Genomic DNA, 23,179 nt, shown 5'->3' with positions numbered 1-23,179 from the left:
GGCCCGAGGCTGCCAGGCAGCGGCGCCCAAAAGAGGACATTTCTAAGTTGCACAAAGCGGACATTTTCACTTTGCGTCTACATTATGACGCAGATGGAGGTGGCGCTTGAACTTCCTGTGCGCCGACGGCGGTGAGCTGTTCGTGTACGGCACCGTGAAATCGCATGTCCTCCCGATCCCGGCGAAACAGGCGCAAGAGCGGGGCGATCGAACCCCCGCATCGTCTCTTTGGCCATGGCAGTCCACGGACCAGGCCAGCACCCCTGTGTCAGGGCCCGTGCGAAGGCCGGGGCGTCGGTCACCACCAGCTCCTCGTCCGCATCCAAAAGCAGCGCAAAAGGCAGGCGGGCCTGCGTGAGCGACGTGTTTCGCGCGTGGGAGAAGGGCTGCAGCGAGGCCGAGCATGCGAGACGGCTTACGTTAGTTGACAGAGCGACGTAAGAAACCGAATCGCGATGCCGATAGGTAATCCCAAGGTCCTGGCCGTCAGGCACGCACGTAACCGGCGTCTGACGGCCAGACCGTCGTGTTCAAGAGAGTGGGCGTGGCAATTCACTTGTTGATGCAAATAATCCGCTGGCGGTCGCAAATCTGATCTTCTGGACAGGCAGCGTTGTCGAAGCAAGTGATCACGCCAGTATCGACAGCGCGTTCCACCCGTGATGACACCACAAACCCCACGCTGGGGTGCGACGGCAGCGGCACCGACGAGGTCCGTGACACGATGACCGAAGGCGCGCCGGCAAGCCCCAGGTTGATGAGAGCGTCAATCAGCGGCGCAGGCACGTCGAAAGTGCCGGTGTCGTCCACATCGCACAGGATCTCGCCTGTCTTGTTGCCGCCGTGATGAGCGATATCCAAGCGGATCTGAATACGCGAAAGGTGAGGCAACGACGGCGCGTTCCACGCTAACCGCAATGGTTGGCCAAGGCGCACCGGAAGCGCGTCGTTGCGCGCCATTGTGAGCGGCGCCACACACCGGTTAAGCGCCGTTTGCCCCATCGCAAGCAATGTCACCTCGGAGCCCTCGTTGCACGGGGGGTACGCCAGCTCGGAGCTTTGGTACGCAAAGCTTGGTGGCACGGCAGGCAGAATCACTGGTGATGCCAAACCGAGCACGGAAAGCTCACCAGCGTTCTTGGTTTTGGGATACGCCTGGCATGTGTTGCTGGCAACGCAGACGCGGTCCTGCGCGCAAGCCGGAGTGCAGAACGGCAAGCTGGGCTTAAGAAGCTGACACGATCCCATGTGCATGGCCACATGTAGCGGCATCGAGTTTGGGATCGGCCCGTCGTAAAGTTTTCCGCTTATCACACTGCGAGCCGCACGCATTCCCACGCCAGGAAGCTGCGCCTCCTGGATCTGCAACTCGACGTTGCCCCAAACGGTTGTTCCGTCAAGTGAGGCGTCTAGCCCCGCATCATGCGAAGGCCTAGCTGTCTCATAGGAACATCCGCCGTTTGCTGCAACCTGCAAGCACAACAGTGCGCGCCACAGAATCCCAAGGGTAGACCTTTTCATCATAGACAAGGGCCGCCGCTGCCACAGATGCCGCCGTGGCATGCCACTGTGTCTAGCCTCACGGGCCCCCCAACGCTCTGGTTGTTGACAAAAATGGTGAGTGTGGCGGGACGTCCCCAAGTGGTGGGATCAACGACGTCGACGGCCGTATCAGGGTTGTCGATCACGTACCGTTTGCTTCCCACAGTCAACGTCAATTTGTCGCTGCAGTTATGACGGCTTCCTTGATACGCCGTGCCAAGCGCGCTTTCGTCAGTGATGCAAACATTGCCATCCGGTGTTTGCAAAGCAACTCGGTAGACCGACCAGGGCCGCGTGCCCGAAGTTCCGAAACGACCGGCGGTCTCCAGAGCCAGGCGCATGCGGTACTTCATGTCCGCGCTTTCCTTGGTGGCCACTTGGAACAGATCTTCGCCAGCACGAAGCCCGGCAAAACAATCGTCTGGGTTTGGCACCGAGGTGCCGCCAGCACCACCTGCGCCCGGTGAGCCTCCGGACCCGGCGCCACCGGCCCCACCCACTTGCGCGCCACCGGCCCCACCCACTTGCGCGCCACCGGCCCCACCCACTTGCGCGCCACCCGCCCCACCCACTTGCGCGCCGCCGGAGCCTCCCGCAGCCATTGCGCCGCCGAGACCGCCGGTGTTTGACGCGCCGCCGCTGCCCGCTGGCACGCCACCCATACCGCCGGTGCCTGCATCTGCACCCGTACCTCCCGTGGCACCGGCATCAACCCGGCCATCGCTGCCCGAGCTACAAGCGGCGGTCGCGCCCAGAATGAAGACGAGCAAAGTTAAATTCTTGTTCATGAACTTATTGTCGCCTGAGATTGAACGGCAAGCCAGCACCGCTAGTCTGCAGAGAGACCATGTGGAGATGAATTCGCGCTCCGTGGGTAGCTGCGGCCCCTGGATCCCCGCAGGTACGGTTGAGCGATGCGCCAGGGGAGCTTGATTAACATGATAGGTCGTGTCGTGGCGTTGCTGGGCCTGACGTGCGCACAGTGTGACCCAGCTAGGGTCGAATGCGCGAATGGTTGCAGATAGGTCATGCGAACGACGCCTTGAGGATCTGAGAGCTCGGCCGGACATGCGGCATTGCGATGACGTGGCCGCTTTTGGGGGCGCCGTTCGTCCTCCCTCAGGACGACCGTTCGCAGACGAGGAGCTCCCCCATGCCCGCCGCATTTCTGTATCTCCGCGCGCTCGCCCCGTACGCGCTCGCGGCCCTCTTGGCCTCCGGCTGTGGCGGCATCACGCCCGCGCCGCTCGAGGCGGGGTGCACCGGCACGGACGGCGAAAGCCATTCGTCCGAGAAGCCTTCTGCCCTCTCCGCGAACGCGTTCGGCGCGGCGTCCGCCTGCGCTACCGACGAGCCTGCCGAGTGGGCCGTTTTCCGCCCCGTTGCCGCGGCGCATCCGACCGGCAGCGGAGAATGGGTGGCGGACGCCGGTGACGCCCTGACGCTGTATGCGTTGGGCGAGCCCACTTGGCGCTCGCAGGACGGCGGCCGTTCTTGGTGTCGGCTCGACTGGGCGGGGGCGACGCTGCGCCTCCTTTTCGCGAAGCAGCCCACGCGCACCCTGTACCGGTTGATCGAGGGCTCGGGGCCTGACCGCGGTGATCGTTTGGTGAGATCCGTCGACGGGGGGCAGACGTGGACCCAAACAGGCACGACACCTCCCGGCGCCGAAGCGCTCACGGTCATTGACGGCGCCGAACGGCCGGTCTTCCTCGCAAGCAGCTCGGCCGGGAGCCGGATAACGCGGAGTGAAGACGAAGGCGCTTCATGGCACTCATTCGACCCGCGGCCCGAGCCTCACATCATCTCGCCCGATCTCGGAGAGATCCTCGTGGCGCCCGGGACAATCTACATTGGCGCGCGAAACGTCTCGGCGGGCAACCTTTTACCGACGTTTCTTGTTTCGACGGATCTCGGTAAGTCCTTCGTGGTGCGCCCGAGCCAGCGCCGCTCACCCGAGCCCAGGCCACGAAGTTACGTCGTCGACTGCGCAGGGCACCTTTACGAAGCCGACGGCGATCAGATCTACCGATCCAGGGACCGGGCCTTGACCTGGGAATCCTTCGCACGGCTCGAACCGAACGTCACTCTGTTCGCTTTGGTTCCCGCGCTTGGCGGATCGTGCGTCAAGAGCGTGCATGCACTTGGGGAGGCGGGCGCGGACCCAACCCTGTGGTGCTTCAACCACGAGGGAAGCGTCACTTCGCACCCGATGCCATCGCTGGGAAGTCTCGCCCTCGTCGCCGAGGAGGGACTGCTGCTCAGCGACTTCGGCCTGCGCCAGCGTTCGGACGACGGTGGGCGGAGTTGGTGGGTCTCGGGCGTCTCACTCGAGCTCGGAGACTTGGTGGTGAGCCCGGCCCGCCCCGACCTGCTCTTCGTCTCCTCAATCTGGGGGATTTTTCGCTCCGACGACGGAGGACGACATTGGCGAAAGGGTGCGCCTAGAGCGGCGAAGCGCTCCTTCGATCGCCTCTACCCGCATCCACGCGATCCCGGCATATTGTATGCCTCCAGCTTCCTCGCCGATCACGACGATCCGCCGCCGCAGGCGCGAACACCCCGTGGTAGCGAACCAGGTGGGCACGCGGACGTGGCACCAACGCCACCAGCTTCTCGATGAACTCCTCGGGCGTGAACGCAACGTGCGTGGTGCCGTCGCGCCACGGCCGTTTGAGCCTGACGGCCACACGCCCATCGGACAACTCCGAAAGCCTAGCTTCGCTCAGCGGGGGCCGGGCGATGTAGCGAATCAGCCGCTCCAGGCCGTCTCTGTCGTTGGCTGCGATGCGCGTGCTGGCGTGCAGGTTGAAGCCCTCGACGAAAGCGCACTGCTTCCCCAACACGTAGGGTTCCCACGACGCGATCGGATCGTTGCCGAGCCGCATGACCGCTTGTCCTCGGCGCCTTCCCGTGGCGATGAGGGCTTTGACCGAAGCGCCTGCGATCACGGAGAGCGCCTCGGCGTCGGCAGCGTCTCGTTCCTCTGACGAGGCAAGCGCCCGCGTCACACCCTACCAGATCCGCGCGGTCACCTCAGCCACCTCCTCATCGCGCGGCGGGGGCGTGGCGAAGAATGCGGGCCGACCGGGCGTGTCGACACGGAACACGCCATCGGTCACTACGGAATGAAAGTGAACGTTCAGCGCAAGGCCCGAGCCGAAGCGCTGAATCACCGTCACGGCGCCCGTCGCGAGCGCGCCGCGCACTCCGGCCTTGCGCGCACGCTTTCGGTACCACCGGCTCACCTCGCGCAGAAAGACCCTCAGCACCACGCTGGCCAGGTGTGGCTCGCGCGCCATGCGGTAGCGAAGCGCGTGCGGCACCGTCAGCGCCTCGCCGTTTGCACGAAAACGCCACGAGCCGCGTCTCGGCGCAGGCTTCGCAACGAACGTTGACGAACCCCTTGCCCAGAATCCCGCAACCCAGATACGCCTCGAACTCCGTCGCGACGAAGGCGGGCAGAAAACCACCCTCGCCTTGTAGGTTGTCGCGGAACGTGAGCCAGGTGTCCTGCACCACGCGGTGAAGCTGCGTCTTTTCAGGCTCCCGGCGCCGATACCCGGAGACCTTCCCTGCGGCTCTGTCGACCACCCGGGCTTATCGCGCCCGCAAACGCCTTCGTTGCGGGGAGACCCGCCCCCCTGGAGCCCCGAAGAGGCTAGCCTGACAGGAGACGGAAGGGTGTACCCGGTCTGCCGGGCGGCCAAACGAAGCCTCTGGCCCCCCAACAGGAGAACGCCTGTTTCCAGGACCGGCCGGCACCTGATAGAAAGGCCGCCATGTGGACGCAGGCGTATAGGAAGTTCAAGCACCAAGTCCACTCGCGTCAAAAAACGCCCGATAAAATATGTTCTGTCAACTAACGTAAGCCGCCTTGCGCCCTAAGCTGGCTGCCGGGCGATCCGCGCATGACGCTGGTGACCCCGGGTGACTCGGGCTTTAAGCCGCAGGTCAATAAGGAGATACCTGTTCACTCCGTATCCGACTTTTTCGTGTCGATGGCCCGCGTCGTGGGCGCGGACATAACCGCGTTTGGCGATCCACGCATCAACAAGGGCCCGTTGCAGGAGGTCTACGCATGACCCACGTCACATTTTTTGCAATGTCTTGACCCATGCTATGCTTCCGCCGGGACGCGACCGTTGCCTACTGTGGCATTGACCACTTCCACGCTTGATGGAGGAAAAATCCAAGATGTACCTGCTCAAGAGACGAGGTTTTGTGTCCGCAATGGGCTTGGGCGCGGGCGCCTGGCTGCTTTCCCCCATGCTTAAGCAGGCCATTCGGCCCGCCTTAGGGGCCGCAACGTCCAAGCAGCGCATCTTGTTTTTTATTGACCAAATTGGTTTGCATGACGAGATGCGTCCCTCGGGGAGTGGCACATCGATTTCGCTCAACGGCTACACGCCGCTTGATCCTTACAAGCAAAAGATGCTCGTTGTGCAAAGCCTTTACAATCCCTTCGGGCACCATCTGCACGGAAATCTGTGGCCTTTGACTGCAATGGATCGAAAGCCGCTTGAAGGAATCAAAACCGCGCCCCTTGGGCCTTCTATCGACCGCGTGATTGCCAAATCAATGGGCACCGACGCTCCGATTTCTTCGATAAACTTGGCCACGTGGCCTGACGACGAAGTGGGTACTTACAGCGTGGATGGCCCGCTTGCCCCGTTGGCATCTGAAAGCAACCCCGTAACGGCGTTCGCCAAGATTTTCGGCAAAACCACTCCCGCGGATCCTGCAGCGAATCAAGCAGCTGCGGCTGCGCTGCTGAGGCAGAAAAAGAGCCTGCTCGATTTCGTTGTCTCCGATATAAAAAAAGCGTCGAACCAGCTTGCGTCCACAGAGCGCGCGAAGCTTGACCAATACATGACATCGCTTAGGGACATTGAGTCTAAGCTCGAAGGGGTGGCGCAAGCGCAGCTTTCATGCACATCGCCACGCGCACCGGACCCCGTTGTGGCGCAGAGGCCGAAGAACAAGAACGCGCCCGCCGCCGTGGCCGACATTATGTTGCAGGCGTTCTCCTGTGGGTTTAGCCGGGTAGGCCTGATCGACCACAACTCGGGCTTTGGAGGTGGGCTTCCATTCTTGACGCCTTGGTTGAATTCAGACGGGAAAAAGAACTACCCCGGCTCACATGGCATGTGGCACGGCGGTGGCACATCCGAGCATCACCGTGAGTACTACAACTTCTCGGCCAACTCGATGGCCTACATGCGCGGGCAGATGGAGAAGCTATCCGATGGCGAAGGCACCCTTGCTGATAACACGTTGATCGTCTTCGTTAACAATTCGGGCGGCAAACACCACGGTGGCCAGAACGACTATCTCTTTATGACGATCGGCGACCTTAAAGGGCGCTTGAAGACTGGGCGAGCGGTGCAGCTGCCTAACTCGAAAGTGGTGAACGGCGACGAGCGTATGAGCCTCGTGACTCCGGGCGATTCGGGCTTTAAGCCTAAAGTAAACCAGGAGGCCCCGGTGCATTCGGTTGCCGACTTCTTCGTGTCAATCGCGCGAGCGGTAGGCGCCCCCATCACAAGCTTTGGCGATCCACGAATCAACAAGGGCCCGTTGCAAGAGGTTTACGCATGAGCCAATCCAAACTGTTTACGCAAGCTGCCCGTGCCACGATCGCTTTGTTCCTCGTCACAGCTGTTGCCTGTACAGGATCAGTAGGCAACCAACAAGGGCAAGGCGATGATGATTCGGACGGTGGGGGATCTAGTGCTGGTTCTAACGGCGGAGGGAGCGCCAGCGGTGGCAACGGAGCGGGAGGGACGGGCGCGCCTGATGAGTTGAACGCCTGCGGCCCGTTGCCACAACGGCTTTGGCGGCTGACCCCCCTTCAGCTTGAAAACGTGCTCAAAACTTTAAACACAGGCACCAAAGATGTTGCCAAAGCGCTTGAGCCGTTCGTCACCGATAGCGGCACCGCTTCGGGCCTCGCGCTTACGGTGCCGCACGTAGAAACTATCGTTGACAAGCTGGGCACGCAGGCCGCCGCCGTATTCACGGCACGCAAGTCGCTCAATTCGTGTTTGGAAGGAACGCCTTCAGACGATTGCGTGAAGGCTGCCATCGAAAAGCTCGCTCTTAAAGCCTTTCGCCGCCCCCCGAACGCCGCTGAGGTGGATGCCTATCTGAACTACTACAGCGCTGAAAAAGCGATCGACGGAGCCGAGGTGGCCTTTCGTCAGATGACACAGGCGATCCTTCTATCGCCCAACACGTTGTTTAGATTCGAGCTGGGCGCGAAACCTGATAGCGGTAAAGTGGAGCTGACGGGCTACGAAAAAGCGTCGTTCTTGTCGTTTACTTTGCTGGACGCGCCACCCGATGCGGAGCTTCTTGAAGCGGCGGGCAAGGGCGAGTTGGATTCGAAAGAAGGCGCGGCCAAACAAGCGACGCGGTTGCTGGCGGCTGCGGAGTCTGGCGGCGCCTTGCAACGGTACTTCGACGAGGCCATGAATGTGCAGGCGGTGACGTCGGTACCGAAGGATGAAGAGGCGTATCCGAAGTTCACCGACGTCATCCGAACCGATATGCTCGCCGAGTTTCGGGCGTTCGTGAAAGATGTTGTTTGGAAGGGCGACGGGCGTTTGGAGACGCTGCTTACGGCCCCTCACACTTTCTTAAACAAGCGCTTGGGCGCGTTCTACGGGCTGTCCGGCAGCACCGACGACGCAAGCTGGGTTAAGGCCGACACAGCCGCTCAAGGTCGGTCGGGGCTGCTGACCTTGGGTGCGTTTCTGGCCACGCATGGATTGGAAAACGATACCGATATCATCCGTCGTGGCCGCTTCGTTAGGGAGCAACTGCTGTGCGACGAATTGCCTGCCCCGCCTGCGAACGTGAACGCCTTTCCCTTACCGCCGGATGGTGTGCTGACACACCGTGAGCGCTTGGTTGCTCACTCTGAGAATCCAAGGTGCGCCGTTTGCCACGATCTGATGGATCCGCTTGGCTTTGGCCTCGAAAATTTCGACGGCGTTGGCGCTTACCGAACCATGGATGCGCGTGCGAAAAAGTCGCTTGATGTAAGCGGATTTTTGGCCGAGGCCGAGCAGAAGATTGCCTTCGATGGCGCGCGCGGACTTGCCAAGGTTGTGCTTGACCAGCCTCGCGCCCACACGTGCTTTGCGCGCAAACTTGAAGCCTTCGTCACAGGCCGCGGGCTGCAAGAGGGTGGTGTGTGTGCGGCGGACGCTGCTTTTGTTCAGGACGTCCGGCAGGAAGGGGTTCGTGGGGGATTGGTTCGCAGGTTCTCAGACCCTGCGTTTTGGAAGCGCGCTGTGGCCAATTAGCGTCGCTTCACCGCTTTTCTCAGGAACAAGGAGACACGTTTATGACTCGCAAACTTTCTCTATCCCGACGAACACTCTTGCGCGGTGGCGCTGGCTTTTCCTTGGCCTTGCCATTTTTGGAGGCCATGACCCCCTTGGGGAAACAAGCACACGCGGCCCCTGCGAAGAAGCTGCTTTTTTGGATGCAGCCACTTTCGATTTACGCCGACGTGTTCTGGCCCGCCGCGCCCGGAGCCAAAGCCTACGACTACCGCACCGATCCAATGAAGGAGGTTGCGTGGAGCGGGTCCGGCACTATGGACAACGACAAATACGTGCTGCCCGAGATGCTTAAGGCCTTGGAACCTCACCGGAGCGAACTGACCTTCGTAGAAGGCCTAGACAACTCGGGCGGAAACCATCCTGCGTACAGCACGAGTTTAACAGGCACCGATGGATACGAAAAATCGCCAAGCAACATGATCTCCATCGATCAAGTGATTGCGCAAAAGTTGAACCCAAGCACGCGCTTCAAAACGATGCACGTAGGGGTGCATAATGGAGGGTCCAATCAAGGGCAGGCGGTCTCGTGGCTGTCGAAATCGCAGGCCGTTCCCGCCTCCCACAATCCCATTGAACTTTGGGAGCGTGTGTTCGCCGATGTGTCAGCGGATCCGGGCCAGGCGCAGAAGCTCCGTGCAAAAAAGCAGTCGGTTTTGGACGCGGCTTTGGCGCAGGCCAACGGCTTGAAGGCGAAGCTTGGTGCGGCCGACAAAGCCAAGGTTGATCAATACCTCACTTCGTTCCGTGAGTTGGAGAGCCGGCTTGGCACCGGTGCACAGCAGGGCTGCAACCCGCCGGAGAAAACCAGCTCCATCAGTCCGTCGCACGGCAAAGTTTTGTACGACGGTGACGAACTTGAATCGATTGAGGACACGCCGTTCATCATGAAGCAGCAGATTGATCTTATGGCGATGGCCTTCGCGTGCGATCTTACGCGCATCGGTACTTTTCTATGGGGAACCGAAGCGAACAACCTCACCTTTCCTTGGATCGGCTTGCCTTCGTGGCGGTGGCACGATGCCTCGCACTTCGAGGCCCAAGACGGCAAGTGGCCGGAACAAGCCAAGCATGCGGAAGGGTGGCGAGCGGTCGCAAAATGGAGCCTTGAACAGTTTGGCATGTTGGTTCAACGCCTCAAAGATTTTGGCGCCTTCGACGACATGATGGCTGTGTTCCTAACGTCGATGAACCACGGTGGTGCTCACAAGGCGCGCAATTGCCCGATTCTTATCGCGGGTTCCGGCGGCGGCGCTTTGCGAGCCGGGCGGCACATTCGTGTGGCACATCAGTTTAACGGTGGTGGAAAAACCAGACGCTTCAACGATCTGCATCTCACGTTGGCGCGGGCGATGGGGGTGAATTTGACGAGCTTTGGCGACGCCGACAAGAGCACGGGACCCATCACGGAGCTGCTGACATGAAAGCCAAGATCTACAGTATCGAGGTGGTGTTTGCGCTCGCTATGGCAACGAGCCTGGCCGCTTGCACGGGAAACGTAAATACAGCGAATCCTGGTGGAGATACCGATGATGGCGCAGGTGGCGGATCCGGCCCGGGCGGCAACCAAAGTGGCGGCCAAGGCACGCAGCCGGGAGCCACCGATTGCAAGAACGCTGATGATTGTCCCGCCGCTGCCTTCGTGATGCGCAGGCTAACCCGCGAAGAATATGACAACACGGTCTCGGATATGCTTGGCGCGCCGTTGACGCCCGCACAATCTTTCCCAATGGAGGAAAAGGTAAAGGGATTCGACAACAACGGATCGGCGCTGTCGTTTCCAGGTGTTTTGGCTGAACAGTCGTTGGCCGCTTCTTCACAGTTGGCAAAAGCGGCCGCCGCGAAGGCTCAAACCTGGAACAGCTGCGCCTCTGCTGCAGGCGGATCCCCCGAATGTGCCCGCAAAGTGATCGAAGGGTTTGGTAGGCGCGCCTGGCGCAGGCCTTTGGCTGCAGACGAGCTCGATCGCCTGATGGGTGTTTTTGAAAAGGCAGACACCTTTGCAGAGGGCATCGAGATGGCTGCGCAATCGTTGCTTATCTCTGTTCCGTTCTTCTACCGCGTTGAGCAAGTGGGCGACCGCGCACGGCCCGCCACGTCGTGGGAGATGGCCTCTCGCCTTTCGTACCTCATCTGGAAAAGCCTTCCCGATGACGAACTTTTTGCTGCGGCCGCAGACGATAAGCTCTCGACTGAACAGCAGATCTCTGCGCAGGCCCAGCGCATGCTTGGCGATGAGAAAGCCAAACGCAGCTTTGCGGCCTTTAACCAGCAGTGGTTAGAACTTTCCAAAATTTCAACCGCTGCCAAAGACCCAAAAACCTTCCCGAAATGGAACAACGATTACGCCAATTTGCTGCGCAAAGGCGCCGAAGCTTTTGCCGCACACGTGGCGGCCGAGGGGAAAGTTTCGGATCTTTTCACGGCGAGCTACGTGTTCGCGAACGACGACCTGGCGCCCTACTATGGTGTTGCTAAGCCTGGCAGCCAAGCGTTCAAAAAAGTGGAATTGAACGATTCCAAACGCCGAGCTGGCATCCTAACCCAAGGCGGTATGTTGGCCAGCCACTCGGGCTTCGATTCAACCTCGCCAACCTTTACGGGCCGCTACATTCGCGAGCGCCTTTTGTGTGGCGATTTGCCTCCGCCTCCCCCGGAGGTCAACGTAATGATCGGTTTGGCACCGCCCGACCAAACCACGCGCGAGCACCACACCGCGCACAACAACAACCCACAGTGCACGGGTTGCCACCGGCTCATGGATCCCATTGGGTTCGCGTTTGAGGAATACGACGCCATGGGGCAGCACCGCACTACCGAGCACGGCAAGACAATCGACGCCTCAGGTGAAGCGCTGGATACCGACGTGGGTAAATTCACTGGCGTGACGGAACTGGCGCAAAAGCTTGTGAGCAGCGAAGACGCTGCCTCTTGCTGGGCTACACAATGGTTTAGGTTCGCCTACGGGCGTCTAGAGGCAAGCACCGACCAAGCTGCGCTGAAGGCTCTCAAAACCAGCCTCCGTGAAGAGGGGACCTTTCGCGGGCTGCTGCTCGAGACGATCAAGAGCAAGACGTTCGTCGAAGTGCCCGCGGGCGGCGGCTGAGCGCGCGGACGCCATCCGGGATGTTGCGAACGGGCTAAGTAAGGCATCTTCCTTTTCCCCCCGGCACGTATCCGTCGGAAGTGCTCGCGGGCGCCATAAAGGCGTGCCAGGGGGTGCAGGGTGCTCGGCCTACAGCGGGCAATCGTCCCAAACAAACGCGCCAGAACCTCCGCCGCTGCTTGGGTCGTTGAAGTCCTTCTTCACCCCGGCGACGTTCGGGCCACCGTTCGAACAGCTGAAGATCCAGATGTACTCAAGGTTGGGGTGGTCTAGTTTGTTGAGTACGTCGATGCCCGCCTGAGCGTTGCCCCCCTCGCATTTGAGGTGTAACCGCTCTAGCTTTTTGAGGGGACGCAGCGCCGTGCGAATCTGCTCGGGGGTCATTTTTGTACGATGAATTTCAAGCCAACGGAGGTTTGTTTGCTTTGCGATGAATGCGGAAGCCTCGGCGTGAGCACTTTCGTTGTCGACTATCAGCTTCCAGAGGTTCGGGAAGGCTGGCAATTCATCAATGGCGGTGCCATCGGTGCCAAACAGGTGCTTGAACTCGAGCACTTCGAGCTTGGACATGTCGTTGGCGGAGCGCTGAAAGTCTCCTGTGACGACGGGCCCGTTGCTGATGCCATTGTCGTCCCAATAGCGGCTTGCGTAGTGTGTCCGGTATGCTTTGAGCCCCGTCAGTTTCGCAAGCTTCGCGTAGCCGCTCATCGTGACCGGCATGCGCTCGAACCACACGCGCTCAAGACGGGGAAACCGGGCCAGATTTGCCACGTCTGCATGTGGATAGGAAGTTTAAAGGAGACAACGCGTCGAGTCAGAAAGCCCGATAAAATATGTTCTGTCAACTAACGTAAGCCGCCTTGCGCCCTAAGCTGGCTGCCGGGCCAAAGAGAAAAACTTCCTGAGGCCACGTGCCGCTTCGGGTGTCTTTATGAGGCGGCGCACATGCGCTTCGAGCTGTGCGGCGGAATCCAGCTCATCGTTGCCAGCCGCCTGCATCAGTTCATCGTCGGGGGGACCATCCAAGAGGAGGTAAGACAGCGCCGAGGCGCGCTCGTAAGAAGTTATGCGCCCTGCTTCTGCGCCGCTTGGTGACCCCAGCTCTGTGCGAAAGAGAAAGTTGGGTGACAGCAAGAACGCATGCAACAACTGATCGAGGGCAAGGTCCGCACTTCCTTTGTTGGCTTCGGTCTCGAAGAAGGCAACATAGTCGCTGACTTCGTCTTGACCAAGCGGCCTACGAAAGGCCTTCTTTCCAAACGTTTCAACAAACGACCGGATGCATCCTGGCTCTGCGCGGCTAGCAGCTGTTGCCAGGCAAGTGTGGAGCTTCCCGGGGTTGCGGACGGCCGTTGCCACAAGGGCATCCGCGGAGCTGAGCAGCGCCTCAGCATGGGGGGGGCTGATTTCCAGCCGTGCGGCTTCGGTCGCGAAACCAGAGGCCCGTGCCAAGGTTAATTCAAGGGCCGCTCCTAGTTGCGCGGGCGCCTCCGGAACGAGCGCCGTGATCGTCGCGGCGTACTGGTCGGGCGTCAACTTCCACAGACGTTTGGGGATCGCGGCGCAAGCACCAGGGGTGTCAGGGGTGCCAGGGGCGCCAGGTAGGCCAGGCGTGGGCTCAGAACCTTGACCAGGTGCGCTGTCACTTTGCTGGTCGTCTTGGCCGTTTGTTCCAATGTTGCCTGTGCACGAGGTGCTCCAGGGGAGCCCCAGGGCCACAAAGGCTATTGGAAACACACCCTTGCCCATAAACCGCGAACGGACTGAAAACTGGCGCGTCATCTTCGTTGGGTCGCGGGAGCCCAACTTTCCGGGTCAATCTCGAACCAGTTCTTGAGACGCTGGGGAGATGGCCCAGGGAAGCATTTGACAGGGCAAGCGAAAGCATAGGGCTGGCCGCTCGACGTGCGCTAATCCCTGGCCTGGTTACGAGACGCGCAGATCGGGCAGTGGCCCCGTCGAGATGTCCCCGAACTTCTCGATCGGCAGTCCAGCGAAGTTGGCAACCGAGATCAGAACGTCGCTCAGCGCGTGCTTTTTGTCCGGATATTGCAGGTAGCGGCCGCCGCGAAAGTACCCCTTTCCCCCGATCAAGATGGCGGGGTGCGTTTGGGTGCCCTCGTGATGAATCCCGCCGGCCGCGTTGACCCAAACGAAGACGGTGTTGTCCGCCATCGTTCCGCCGCCCTCGGCCGTCGCCTTGAACTTGCCCACCAGACTGGCAAGCCAGGCTGCGTGCTGGGTGTAAGCCTTGGTGAGCTCGGGCATCATCGAAAAGTGGTGCATCTGGTGATGGATGGACCCCTTGATTCCCAGGAACCCATATCCCGAACCGGCCCCGTTGTACCCTTCGATGGAGATGAGCGAGACGTGGGTGAGGGAGCACAGGTGCGCCGCGAAAGTAAGATCGAGCAGCGGCGGAACAGCCTCGCTCGGGAACTCATCGTTGCGCTGGCGGTAGGCGCTCTCGGGCTTTGCCGGGGCCTTGACGGTGTCACACTTCAGCGAGCCGCTGGCCGCCAGGCGACGCTCTATCTCCCGCAGCGACTCCAGGTACTGGTCCAGCTTCGCTCGCTCGGGGCCGGCGAGCCGACTTGAGGCACGCTGCACGTCCTGCACCAGGAAGTCGAGGGCGCTGCGCTTGGAACTGAGCAGCTGCTGGCCGAGATCGGGCTGCGCCGCCGTCCCGGTCCGACCGGCGAACAGCGTCTGGTATATCTTGTTCGGGCTCCACTCGGCCGGGAACGGTTGGTTCGGACCGTCGGCGCTGACACAGACCACCTGCTTGTTCTCGCCGCCGAGTGTGCCGAAAGCGGTCGAGGAGACGGGATCCGTCTTGCCCAAAGAGCGGGCCAGCACGCGGTCCATCGAGGCCCCGCCTGGCTTTCCCGCGACACCGGTGAGCGTCGCGTAGCCGCTGCCGTGGTTGTCCTCACGGTGCATGTGGAACTTGTCGAGGATGAGGACCTCGTCGCGGTACGGAGCAAGCGGCGCGAGGATCCCGCCCAGCTCGAAGCCACTCTTCGGGGCATAGAGTGCGGGGAGCAGGCCGCAGCTGTCGACGAAGAAGATCACCCTGCGGCGGGGCTGCGCCTGCGCCGTGCCCTCGCCGACGAGCTTGTTCAGCATCGGAACGAGGAAGCTCGCGCCGGCGCCGAGCCCCATCATGCGCACGAAGTCGCGTCTTGTGTGCCGTGTCATGGTTACTTCTCCTGGTTGGAAGCGTTGCTGCGGAAAAGGAAGTGCTCGCCCACCGCGACCTGAACAACCAGCTCGCGGATGTTGCCTCCCGAGGCGACGAACGCGGCGTTCAGGCGTTTGAGCTCGCAGGCATCGTCGCCGGCCGCCGGCTCCCCACGCGCGTAGCGGTACAAATGCTGGACGAAACACTGACCCACGCGCGGGGATCCGGCCAACAGGGAAGAGAGCTCCAGCGCGCTGCCGACCGGGACCCGGCCGCCGTCGGTGACGACCTCCCCTTGCGAGTCCACCGGCCGGGCGCCGTCGGCGGTCCGGTAGGCTCCGATGGCGTCGTAGTTCTCGAAGAGGAAACCCATCGGGTCGATCAGGTTGTGGCAGGCTCGGCAGGTCGGGCTTGCGGAGTGGGCGTTCATGCGCTCGCGGTGGGTCAAGCGCGGGTCGGGCGGCGGCGGAAATATGTCGACCCCAACCGGCGGCGGTGGCAACGGCTCGCAGAGGATGACGTCGCGCAAATAGAGTCCTCGGTGCACGATGTCCGTCTCGGTGTCCGTGGCCAGGACGGCCATCGGCCCCGCCAGGGTCAGGAAGCCGCGGCGCTGTGCGGGCGGCAGCGCCACCCGCTGGAACCCCGAGCCGCCCGACGGGATCCCGTAGAGCCCGGCGAGAGCGGGTGAGACGACGGAGTGATCGGCCGTGAGCAACGTGTGCAGCCGGGCGTCCCCCTCCCACAGCACATGGGAGAACAGCATGCGTCCCTCGCTGGCCATGTCTGCGGCCATCGCCTTCGAGAAGCGCGGGAATTGCGTGGAGTTCTTGGCCTGTTGGGGAACGAGGTCGAAGTTCGCGTATTCCTCAAAGAAGCGAATGATGCCGCGGGCGCCGTCGGGTGTCGCCAGCAGGCGACGCGCCTGCTTCTCGACCTCCGCCGGCGCCCCGAGGGCGCCCGACTCCGCAGCGGCACGCAGCTCGCTGTCCGGCGGTGCGCCCGAGATGAAGAACGACAGGGCCGACGCGCGTTCGGACGGCGTCAACGGGACGACCGCCTTGGTGTCACGAGGATCACCTTGCTCCCAGCGGAAGAGCGCCTGTGGAGACGTCAGGATCACGGTGAGGACCTGCCGCAAGGCCGAAGCGGCCCCGGCGCGGTCGTACTCGGCGGTCGCGTACTGCTCGTAGGCCGATGTCTCCTCGGCGGTCAAGGCGCGCCGGAACAAACGCGGTGCCAAGCGCGCAACGGCGAGCTGCTTGAGACACCCCAGCTCCGGGGTGCCGCTTGGACACTCCAGCAGCTCCGATCGTCTCGCGTAGATCTCGTCGGCGATCTTGGCCGCTTGATCCAGCAGTTCCTCGACGGCGTTCACGGCGACGCCTGCCTGCCGGGCGTCGCTGCTCGATGTCCCCGGCAGGCGCAGCCGAAGCGTCGGGGCGGGCGTCCCTTTGAGACCACCGGGAACCAGCGCCGAGACCGTCTCGAAGGCCTCTTGCGGGGAGAGCCGCCAGATCCGCGCCGCCGGCACGCGGCAGCCCTGGCCCCAGTCGAGGGGCGACGACCCTAGCGGATCCGGCCTGTCGTCCCCGGGGGGCGGGGTGCCAGGGGTGCCAGGCGTTGGCTCAGAACCTTGACCCGGCGCATTGTCACTTTGCTGGTTGTCTTGGCCGCCTGTTCCAATGTTGCCCGTGCACGAGACGCTCCAGGGGAGCCCCAGGGTCACAAAGGCTATTGGAAACACGCCCATGCCCATAAACCGCGAATGGACTGAAAACTGGCACGTCATCTTCGTAGGGTCGCGCGAACCCAACTTTCCGGGTCAATCTCGAACGAAATCTTCCCGTATTTAGGCCTGGCTCCCGACCTGAGACGCTGACGTTTGCGTTCGCACAGTCGACACCCCTGCGCCTTATAGGTACGGTTCTAAGCGTGGGCGCACTGACAGAAGCCGGCCTAAGCGAACTGGTGACCCAAGGCTGCACGGCGTGCAAATCCAGCCGGTTCTTGTTCCGCGCCTTAGTTGATGGCCGCCTGCCGCTGATGGCGGGCGAGCCTGTGGGTGCCATCACGTGGATATACGATGGAGAGAAATTCGTTGATGGCGTCTTTGAGGTCAGCTGCGGTGACTGTAAGAAGGTTGTGTTCAAAAGCGAGGTCTGCCCTCGGTGCAACGCAGCCGGCGCATTGCCGAAAGTGCTGAGCACCTGCAACGGTTGGCCCGTGCCCACCGCATGCCCCAGCTGCCATGATGAGGAAGTGCGCTATGTGGCGTTGTTACCCGTCGAAGTCATGCACGACGGTCAGCGCGCGGGCAAGGCTCGCACCAGCACCGAAATGCATGACCCTGGATTTCACGGAATCAGCGTCGATTGTATTGATTGCGGCGTCGTGGCACAAGCCAGCGACGCCCTCAAGCCTAAGTGTCCCTTATGCGCAGCCCACGGACCGCTTCGCGCCCGCCCCTAATGCGCATTGCTCGCGAAATAGAAGATACGAAAGCCCGCCACGCCGCGCGCAGTTGCTTCATGACGGCGAAGCAAAGTCGCACCTCATCGGCGGATTGCGCCAGCTTGACGAATGACATGTGTTGCGTCCTATAACGGCCCAGACCGGGTGTAAGGCGCCCTTTGGGTAAAGCCGCTACAATGCGGCGCATGTTTCGCCCTGCCATGTGGTGTTTGGTCCCTTTCATCCTTTCGGGGGCCCCGTTGGCGCGCGCTGACGAAGGCATGTGGACGTTCGACAACTTCCCCAAGGCCAAGGTGAAAGCGGCCTATGATTTTTTGCCTGATGACGCGTGGCTGTCGCGGGTGATGCATGCCTCGGTGCGGTTGGCGGGTGGCTGTTCCGGCAGCTTCGTCAGCGGCGAAGGCCTGGTGGCCACGAACCACCACTGTGCGCGCACCTGCATCCAAGCTCTATCTACGAAAGAGCGTGATTTGGCAGCGCAAGGCTTCGTTGCGAAAGCGCAAACGGATGAACGCCGCTGCCCCGATATGGAGGTGCACCAGCTGCAAGAGATAACCGACGTCACCGACTCCATTGTCAAAGCCACGCAGGGCTTAGATGGCGAGCGCTATCATGACGCCCTCAAGGCGGGTGGATAGGAAGTTTAAAGGAGACAACGCGTCGAGTCAGAAAGCCCGATAAAATATGTTCTGTCAACTAACGTAAGCCGCCTTGCGCCCTAAGCTGGCTGCCGGGCTCAAGAAGGACCGAGGAGCCACCGAATTGACGCGTCAGGATTTTCTCAAGGACAAACCATGCGCATGAACGCCGTATCCGACCAGTGCCCAAGTCTCTGCCTTCCTAGTGGAGTTCCGCTGCAAAAAGCAGCCTTCATCCTGTTTGCCGCCTTCCTGGCTGCAAGCTGCGGGGGATCGACCAAGAAGGGCGGAGGGATCGGCGACGAGATTGACGCCGGCGCTGGGACGGGTGGCACGAATATGGTAGGCGGCGGGGCCGGTTCGGGTGGCACCAGTGTTGGCGCCGGGGGCAATGCGATGCCTTTGGGTGGCACGGGCGGGGCCGCAATGATGATGATGGGCGGACAACCGGGCGTAGATGGTGGTCCCGATGCACCCGTCATGGGCGGCATGGGCGGCGTCGCTGGCATGGGCGGAATCGCTGGCATGATGGCCGATGCGGGTGCGGATACGGCCGGGGCTTGCAGCGCTGAAAACAGTGCCTGCCAAGTCAGCGGAAAGAATGGACTGTGTCGCAGCAAAGTCTGTGTCGTTTGTGCAGACATCACGGACGATGCGACATGCAAGGCCAGTTACGGTGCGGGTTCACTCTGCATCGCCGGCGCCTGTGTTGATGCCACATGCCGCAACACCAGCGAATGTAGCAACGGACAAGTGTGCACAAACAACAAGTGCGCGGCTTGCACCAGCGACGTAGCCTGCGGCGCGGGAAAGCTTTGTATCGCTGGCGCTTGCCAAACGGCCAATTGCCGCGCCGATGGCGATTGTCAATCGGGCCAACTTTGTAAATCTAACCAATGTACAGCCTGTGCCGGCCCCGCCGACGACGGCGACTGCGCCACGCGATACGGTTCTGCAGCCATCTGCAACGCAGGTGTTTGCAAAGATGGATGTCGTTCTCAAGCCACCTGTTCCGGTGGGCAGATCTGCAACGCTTCCAATGTTTGTGCGGCCTGCACCTCAGGCGACAACGCTTTGTGTATTGCACGCTATGGCGCAACCAGCGTCTGTTCAGCGGGAGCTTGTTCGCAAGGGACTTGCGCAACGGACGCACAATGCGGCGGCGGCACCGTTTGCGAAAATGGCGCCTGCGCAGCGTGTGGCGGCAACACGGCAGACACACGTTGCCAAGCTCGTTACGGAAACAACAACTTGTGCATCAGCGGCAGCTGCGTGGTTGCAAACTGCCGAGCCGATAGCGAATGCAGCAATGGCCAACTTTGTGTTTCCAACGTCTGCTCCGCTTGCACCGACGTAGACGACGATGCCAAGTGCGCGGCTGCTCTTGGCGCAGGAAACATCTGCACAGCAGGCAAATGCCAAATAGGCTGCCGCACGAATGCTGCATGCACTAACGGCCAGCTTTGCCAAAACCTCGTTTGCGCCGCTTGTGCCAGCACCGATGCAGACGACGCTGCGTGCTCGGCCCGCTACACCGCAGGTGACATTTGCAAAGCAGGAACCTGCCAAGCTGGTTGTCGCACGGATGCGACGTGCAGCAATGGTCAGCTGTGCAAATCTCTTTCGTGTGCCGCTTGTACGGACGTGACAGATGATGCAGCCTGTGCAACCAAGTACGGCGACGGAAACGTCTGTCTTTCTGGAGCTTGCAAGCCTGGTTGCCGAACGGCGCAAGGTTGTTTGGGCAACGACGTAGGAAAGCTTTGCAATGCACAAAGCGCCTGCGCTGCTTGTACAGAGGACGCACCTGGAGACGCCGCTTGCACCAACCAGTACAATGCCACGAGTGTCTGTTCACAGGGCGCATGCGTTCCTGGCGATTGCCGCACCTCTAGCGACTGCATTGGCGCAAACCAAGGAAAAGTGTGCACCAACAACAAATGTACGGCGTGCGCTTCAAATAGCGTTTGCCAAGGTGATGCGGTTTACGGGGCAGCAACCATCTGTAACGTCGCCGCTGGCGCGAAACAGGGCCAATGTGTCTCTGCTACTTGCGGCCAACCAAACGCCACATGCAGCGCGAACCCCACGGCAAACTACTGTTGCGCGGCCAACGGCGGTGGCAACAGCTGTGTCACTGGTAACTGCTGCGCGGCATCGGATTGCCAGTTCGGTCAGATCTGTACCAACAACCAATGCGTGCTGTGCACCACTGTTACAGACGGCAACTACTACGTTGATCCACTAAACGGCTCCGACACGGCCGGAGTGACAGGCAACAGCACATGCTCATGGAAGACCATCACGTACGCCTTGCTGCAATTGGCAGCCAGCAACCAAACCGCCACGATCAACGTAAAAGCAACAGGAAACGTTGTGGCCACCGCAAATGAAGTTTTCCCCATAGGCATCGCGCAAACGCTGATGAACGGGGCCAGCGTCCGCATTGTGCCAGCGAACCGCATCATCCGCGGTGCCGGCACGGACGTTCCAACCATAAAGGTGCCTGCAGGCAATTTCGCTTTCGCGATGGCTGCGCCAAACTCAAGGGTGTCGCAGATGATCATTGAATCGGCGGATATTTCCACCGACGCCGCGAAAGCTAGCTATGCAATCCGCGCCTTCCAAGGCTCGGACGACACAACGGTCATCGACCACCTCACGATCCGGAACACGCGATACACATCGATTCTTTTGGAGAAAAACGGGGCTGTTGCAAACACGCCTTCGGGTGTGTTGACAGTTCAAGGTGGGCTGAGTGTCTCAGGCGCAGGCGGCAACGGTGCCATCCACGTTTTGCACAACGGAAAAATCACATTGAACGCTGGGCCCGGACCTGACGCCATATCGTTGTCGAACAACACTTACGGAATCGTGGTAACGGATCGTGGCCAGGTTACTGCAACCGGCGTAGCTTCATGGCCACTGGTTAATGGAGGCTCTCTTGGGACCTTTGTTATCAAGGGGAATACAACCGCTGGCATTTACGTCCTACCTTGTGTTTCTGTTGCCACTCAATACAGCGCAAACCAAGCCTTGGCGCCTCTGCCCGCAGCTATCGCCGTACAAGGAAACTGCAGCAACGTTACTTTGAATGGGCTCGGCACCGCGTCACCTGCAAACTCGTTCGACGGCATCGCGGTGTGGGACCAGAACTCAGGCACGGCGAACGGTGTTGGTTTGATGGCTGGAGCGAACGTGAAGATTCGCAACAGCGTCATTCTCGGCAGCGCTCGTTCAGGCGTGTATGTTGAAAACGGACCAACGGCAACGATCGCCAATGCTGGCGGCACTCCAGCGAACTGGACCTATACGGTTTATGACCTCTCAACCATCGACCTAGGTACATCGGGCTCTGCAGGCGGCAACGTTCTGCAAGCTGCCCAAGGCTCCGGTCTCACCAACAAGGGCGCAGGCGTACAAATGGCCATCACCGACAACAAGGGTCAGACCTTGAACGCGGTGGGCAACACTTTGCAAGACGCTGCCATCAAGACCCAGACCGTCAACTGCGGAAGCACCTCAGGAACGGTTAGCCGCAACTACCCAAATATCAACACCTGCCAAGCGGGCGATCCACAAGGCGGAATCTCGGCTTGCGGAAACCTCACCGGCGCCACACCGAACAAGTTCAACTTGTCGATGTGCACCGTGCCCTAGCGAATGTTAGTTTGAGCGGGTGCGCTCAAACATCGTCGCAGTTTTGCTTGTAGCCTTGGCCTCTACGGAGGCCATTGCCGCAGGTAAAGTGGATAGGAAGTTTAAAGGAGACAACGCGTCGAGTCAGAAAGCCCGATAAAATATGTTCTGTCAACTAACGTAAGCCGCCTTGCGCCCTAAGCTGGCTGCCGGGCGACCACATCCCTGCCACTCGCCAAGTTGCAAGCCCCACAGGGTGGAGAATACGATGATGAACGCCATGTGCAGCGTCCAGCCGGCGAAGTCGTAGGTGCCCAAGTAGGTGGAGCCAAATCCATAGAACATGAATTGGCTGTACCAAATAACCCCTGCCATTCCCGAAAATAGGTAGTTGTTCGCCAGCGGCTTTTGGGTGTCAACGTAATCGCCGCTGCTGCGGTTGCGCGCATGCAAGAACGTGCACCACAGCAAGTTCGTGGTGAAGCCTCCGCCCATGATGAACACGAACGCGACGCTGTTCTGCCACAAATTTGGCGTTCCTTCGGCCAGCGCCAAGGACGCCAGCGGTTTGCCAGCCGCTAGGCCGAAGGCGAAACACGCGCTCAGTAGCCCCGACACCACCGCCACCAGCAAGCCGCGCCCCAAATGAAACTCGGCCACCGTGGCCCGCTGTTGTGAGGGCGATAGCTCGCGCTCTTTCAGCATGCCGGCTTGTCCGCACAACGCGATGCCAACCACACACAAGGCCACCCCGCCCAACGTGGCCAAGCCCGAAGCTTGCGTGACCAGAAATCCCAACTGCCCTTGCTGCAGCATGGGCACCAAGGTGCCGAAGGCCGCACAGAAGCCCAAGGCCACCGCCATGCCCAAAGACACGCCTAGGTAGCGCATGGTCATGCCGAAGGTCAGGCCGCCAATGCCCCACAACAAGCCAAAGCCAAAGCAGGAGAGGATTACATTCTCGGACGCCGATTGCATAAGCCGCTCCCAATGCGGCACCATGGCCAGCACCACCAGCCACGGCATCAACAGCCACGCGAACACGCCATTGACCAGCCAATAGCTTTCCCACGACCACCCGCGTACGCGACGAAAAGGCACGTAGAAACTGCCGGCGGCCAGGCCGCCAATGCCGTGAAACAACACCGCAAACAAAGCGCTCATGCTGTGCCACTTCTTGGCCTCGATGGCCGCTTTCGCATTTGACCAGATTGTCCATGCCGCCCACCAGCGGGCACATGGC

The 23,179-nt window shown here is 60.9% G+C and carries 19 protein-coding genes; 8 read left to right on the top strand and 11 right to left on the bottom strand.

What is annotated here, in order from left to right; all coding sequences use genetic code 11:
• Positions 1-552 precede the first annotated feature (552 nt).
• The 5 genes from KA712_00735 to KA712_00715 all read right to left on the bottom strand — a co-directional run bounded on the left by KA712_00735 (position 553) and on the right by KA712_00715 (position 5,136).
• On the bottom strand, positions 553-960 hold the full coding sequence (locus KA712_00735; protein ID MCG5051463.1) for a hypothetical protein: 408 nt from the start codon (positions 958-960) through the stop codon (positions 553-555).
• A gap of 560 nt (positions 961-1,520) precedes the next feature.
• Positions 1,521-1,895, bottom strand: a complete 375-nt coding sequence (locus KA712_00730) for a hypothetical protein (GenBank protein ID MCG5051462.1) — start codon at positions 1,893-1,895, stop codon at positions 1,521-1,523.
• A complete protein-coding gene (locus KA712_00725) occupies positions 1,892-2,263 on the bottom strand; it encodes a hypothetical protein (protein ID MCG5051461.1) in 372 nt (123 codons plus the stop codon). The genes KA712_00730 and KA712_00725 overlap by 4 nt, the downstream gene beginning before the upstream one ends.
• A 1,723-nt stretch (positions 2,264-3,986) precedes the next feature.
• Positions 3,987-4,553 (bottom strand): transposase, encoded by a 567-nt coding sequence (locus KA712_00720; GenBank protein ID MCG5051460.1) that lies wholly within the window; start codon positions 4,551-4,553, stop codon positions 3,987-3,989.
• 37 nt (positions 4,554-4,590) lie between these two features.
• Positions 4,591-5,136 carry a transposase zinc-binding domain-containing protein gene (locus KA712_00715; protein ID MCG5051459.1) on the bottom strand — a complete coding sequence of 182 codons (546 nt, stop codon included), beginning with the start codon at positions 5,134-5,136 and terminating at the stop codon, positions 4,591-4,593.
• A 317-nt stretch (positions 5,137-5,453) separates the two neighbouring features.
• Here KA712_00715 and KA712_00710 point away from each other — a divergent pair, with 317 nt between their 5' ends.
• The 5 genes from KA712_00710 to KA712_00690 all read left to right on the top strand — a co-directional run bounded on the left by KA712_00710 (position 5,454) and on the right by KA712_00690 (position 12,000).
• Positions 5,454-5,627, top strand: a complete 174-nt coding sequence (locus KA712_00710; GenBank protein MCG5051458.1) for a hypothetical protein — start codon at positions 5,454-5,456, stop codon at positions 5,625-5,627.
• Positions 5,628-5,721: 94 nt separating this feature from the next.
• Positions 5,722-7,143, top strand: a complete 1,422-nt coding sequence (locus tag KA712_00705; protein ID MCG5051457.1) for a DUF1552 domain-containing protein — start codon at positions 5,722-5,724, stop codon at positions 7,141-7,143.
• A complete protein-coding gene (locus KA712_00700) occupies positions 7,140-8,855 on the top strand; it encodes a DUF1592 domain-containing protein (GenBank protein ID MCG5051456.1) in 1,716 nt (571 codons plus the stop codon). The genes KA712_00705 and KA712_00700 overlap by 4 nt, the downstream gene beginning before the upstream one ends.
• A 41-nt stretch (positions 8,856-8,896) precedes the next feature.
• Positions 8,897-10,318 carry a DUF1552 domain-containing protein gene (locus tag KA712_00695; GenBank protein MCG5051455.1) on the top strand — a complete coding sequence of 474 codons (1,422 nt, stop codon included), beginning with the start codon at positions 8,897-8,899 and terminating at the stop codon, positions 10,316-10,318.
• A complete protein-coding gene (locus KA712_00690) occupies positions 10,315-12,000 on the top strand; it encodes a DUF1592 domain-containing protein (GenBank protein ID MCG5051454.1) in 1,686 nt (561 codons plus the stop codon). Before KA712_00695 ends, KA712_00690 begins: the two co-directional genes overlap by 4 nt.
• A gap of 129 nt (positions 12,001-12,129) precedes the next feature.
• On the opposite strand, the gene KA712_00685 is transcribed toward KA712_00690, so the two are convergent.
• From KA712_00685 to KA712_00670, 4 genes are all read right to left on the bottom strand, one after another.
• Positions 12,130-12,771 carry a hypothetical protein gene (locus KA712_00685; GenBank protein ID MCG5051453.1) on the bottom strand — a complete coding sequence of 214 codons (642 nt, stop codon included), beginning with the start codon at positions 12,769-12,771 and terminating at the stop codon, positions 12,130-12,132.
• 96 nt (positions 12,772-12,867) lie between these two features.
• The gene (locus KA712_00680; GenBank protein MCG5051452.1) at positions 12,868-13,536 is read right to left on the bottom strand and encodes a DUF1595 domain-containing protein; all 669 of its coding nucleotides are present in this window, start codon (positions 13,534-13,536) and stop codon (positions 12,868-12,870) included.
• 390 nt (positions 13,537-13,926) lie between these two features.
• Positions 13,927-15,201: a DUF1552 domain-containing protein gene (locus KA712_00675; protein MCG5051451.1), complete on the bottom strand. Its 1,275-nt coding sequence runs from the start codon at positions 15,199-15,201 to the stop codon at positions 13,927-13,929.
• A gap of 2 nt (positions 15,202-15,203) precedes the next feature.
• The gene (locus KA712_00670; GenBank protein ID MCG5051450.1) at positions 15,204-16,931 is read right to left on the bottom strand and encodes a DUF1592 domain-containing protein; all 1,728 of its coding nucleotides are present in this window, start codon (positions 16,929-16,931) and stop codon (positions 15,204-15,206) included.
• Positions 16,932-17,119: 188 nt separating this feature from the next.
• Here KA712_00670 and KA712_00665 point away from each other — a divergent pair, with 188 nt between their 5' ends.
• Positions 17,120-17,656: a hypothetical protein gene (locus KA712_00665; protein ID MCG5051449.1), complete on the top strand. Its 537-nt coding sequence runs from the start codon at positions 17,120-17,122 to the stop codon at positions 17,654-17,656.
• Between the two features lie 203 nt (positions 17,657-17,859).
• Positions 17,860-18,297, top strand: coding sequence for a S46 family peptidase (locus tag KA712_00660; protein ID MCG5051448.1), 438 nt, complete (start codon positions 17,860-17,862; stop codon positions 18,295-18,297).
• A 132-nt stretch (positions 18,298-18,429) separates the two neighbouring features.
• Here the strand turns inward: KA712_00660 and KA712_00655 are convergent, their stop codons facing one another.
• The gene (locus KA712_00655) at positions 18,430-18,885 is read right to left on the bottom strand and encodes a hypothetical protein (protein MCG5051447.1); all 456 of its coding nucleotides are present in this window, start codon (positions 18,883-18,885) and stop codon (positions 18,430-18,432) included.
• Positions 18,886-20,496: 1,611 nt separating this feature from the next.
• Between KA712_00655 and KA712_00650 the strand changes: the two genes are divergently transcribed.
• Positions 20,497-21,957 (top strand): hypothetical protein, encoded by a 1,461-nt coding sequence (locus KA712_00650; protein ID MCG5051446.1) that lies wholly within the window; start codon positions 20,497-20,499, stop codon positions 21,955-21,957.
• A gap of 150 nt (positions 21,958-22,107) precedes the next feature.
• Here KA712_00650 and KA712_00645 read toward each other — a convergent pair whose 3' ends face one another.
• Positions 22,108-23,100: an L-rhamnose/proton symporter RhaT gene (locus tag KA712_00645; GenBank protein MCG5051445.1), complete on the bottom strand. Its 993-nt coding sequence runs from the start codon at positions 23,098-23,100 to the stop codon at positions 22,108-22,110.
• Between the last annotated feature and the right edge of the window lie 79 nt (positions 23,101-23,179).

The sequence above is a fragment of the Myxococcales bacterium genome (assembly GCA_022184915.1).
Taxonomy (GTDB): domain Bacteria; phylum Myxococcota_A; class Polyangia; order Fen-1088; family Fen-1088; genus JAGTJU01.
This window is presented reverse-complemented; position numbering and strand designations above follow the sequence as displayed.

What these genes read in the sequence shown, in the direction of transcription:
- KA712_00735 (MCG5051463.1), bottom strand. Translation starts at nt 960, where the DNA reads ATGGCGCGCAACGACGCGCTTCCGGTGCGCCTTGGCCAACCATTGCGG.
- KA712_00730 (MCG5051462.1), bottom strand. Translation starts at nt 1,895, where the DNA reads ATGAAGTACCGCATGCGCCTGGCTCTGGAGACCGCCGGTCGTTTCGGA.
- KA712_00725 (MCG5051461.1), bottom strand. Translation starts at nt 2,263, where the DNA reads ATGGCCGGGTTGATGCCGGTGCCACGGGAGGTACGGGTGCAGATGCAG.
- KA712_00710 (MCG5051458.1), top strand. Translation starts at nt 5,454, where the DNA reads ATGACGCTGGTGACCCCGGGTGACTCGGGCTTTAAGCCGCAGGTCAAT.
- KA712_00705 (MCG5051457.1), top strand. Translation starts at nt 5,722, where the DNA reads ATGGAGGAAAAATCCAAGATGTACCTGCTCAAGAGACGAGGTTTTGTG.
- KA712_00700 (MCG5051456.1), top strand. Translation starts at nt 7,140, where the DNA reads ATGAGCCAATCCAAACTGTTTACGCAAGCTGCCCGTGCCACGATCGCT.
- KA712_00695 (MCG5051455.1), top strand. Translation starts at nt 8,897, where the DNA reads ATGACTCGCAAACTTTCTCTATCCCGACGAACACTCTTGCGCGGTGGC.
- KA712_00690 (MCG5051454.1), top strand. Translation starts at nt 10,315, where the DNA reads ATGAAAGCCAAGATCTACAGTATCGAGGTGGTGTTTGCGCTCGCTATG.
- KA712_00675 (MCG5051451.1), bottom strand. Translation starts at nt 15,201, where the DNA reads ATGACACGGCACACAAGACGCGACTTCGTGCGCATGATGGGGCTCGGC.
- KA712_00660 (MCG5051448.1), top strand. Translation starts at nt 17,860, where the DNA reads ATGTGGTGTTTGGTCCCTTTCATCCTTTCGGGGGCCCCGTTGGCGCGC.
- KA712_00645 (MCG5051445.1), bottom strand. Translation starts at nt 23,100, where the DNA reads ATGAGCGCTTTGTTTGCGGTGTTGTTTCACGGCATTGGCGGCCTGGCC.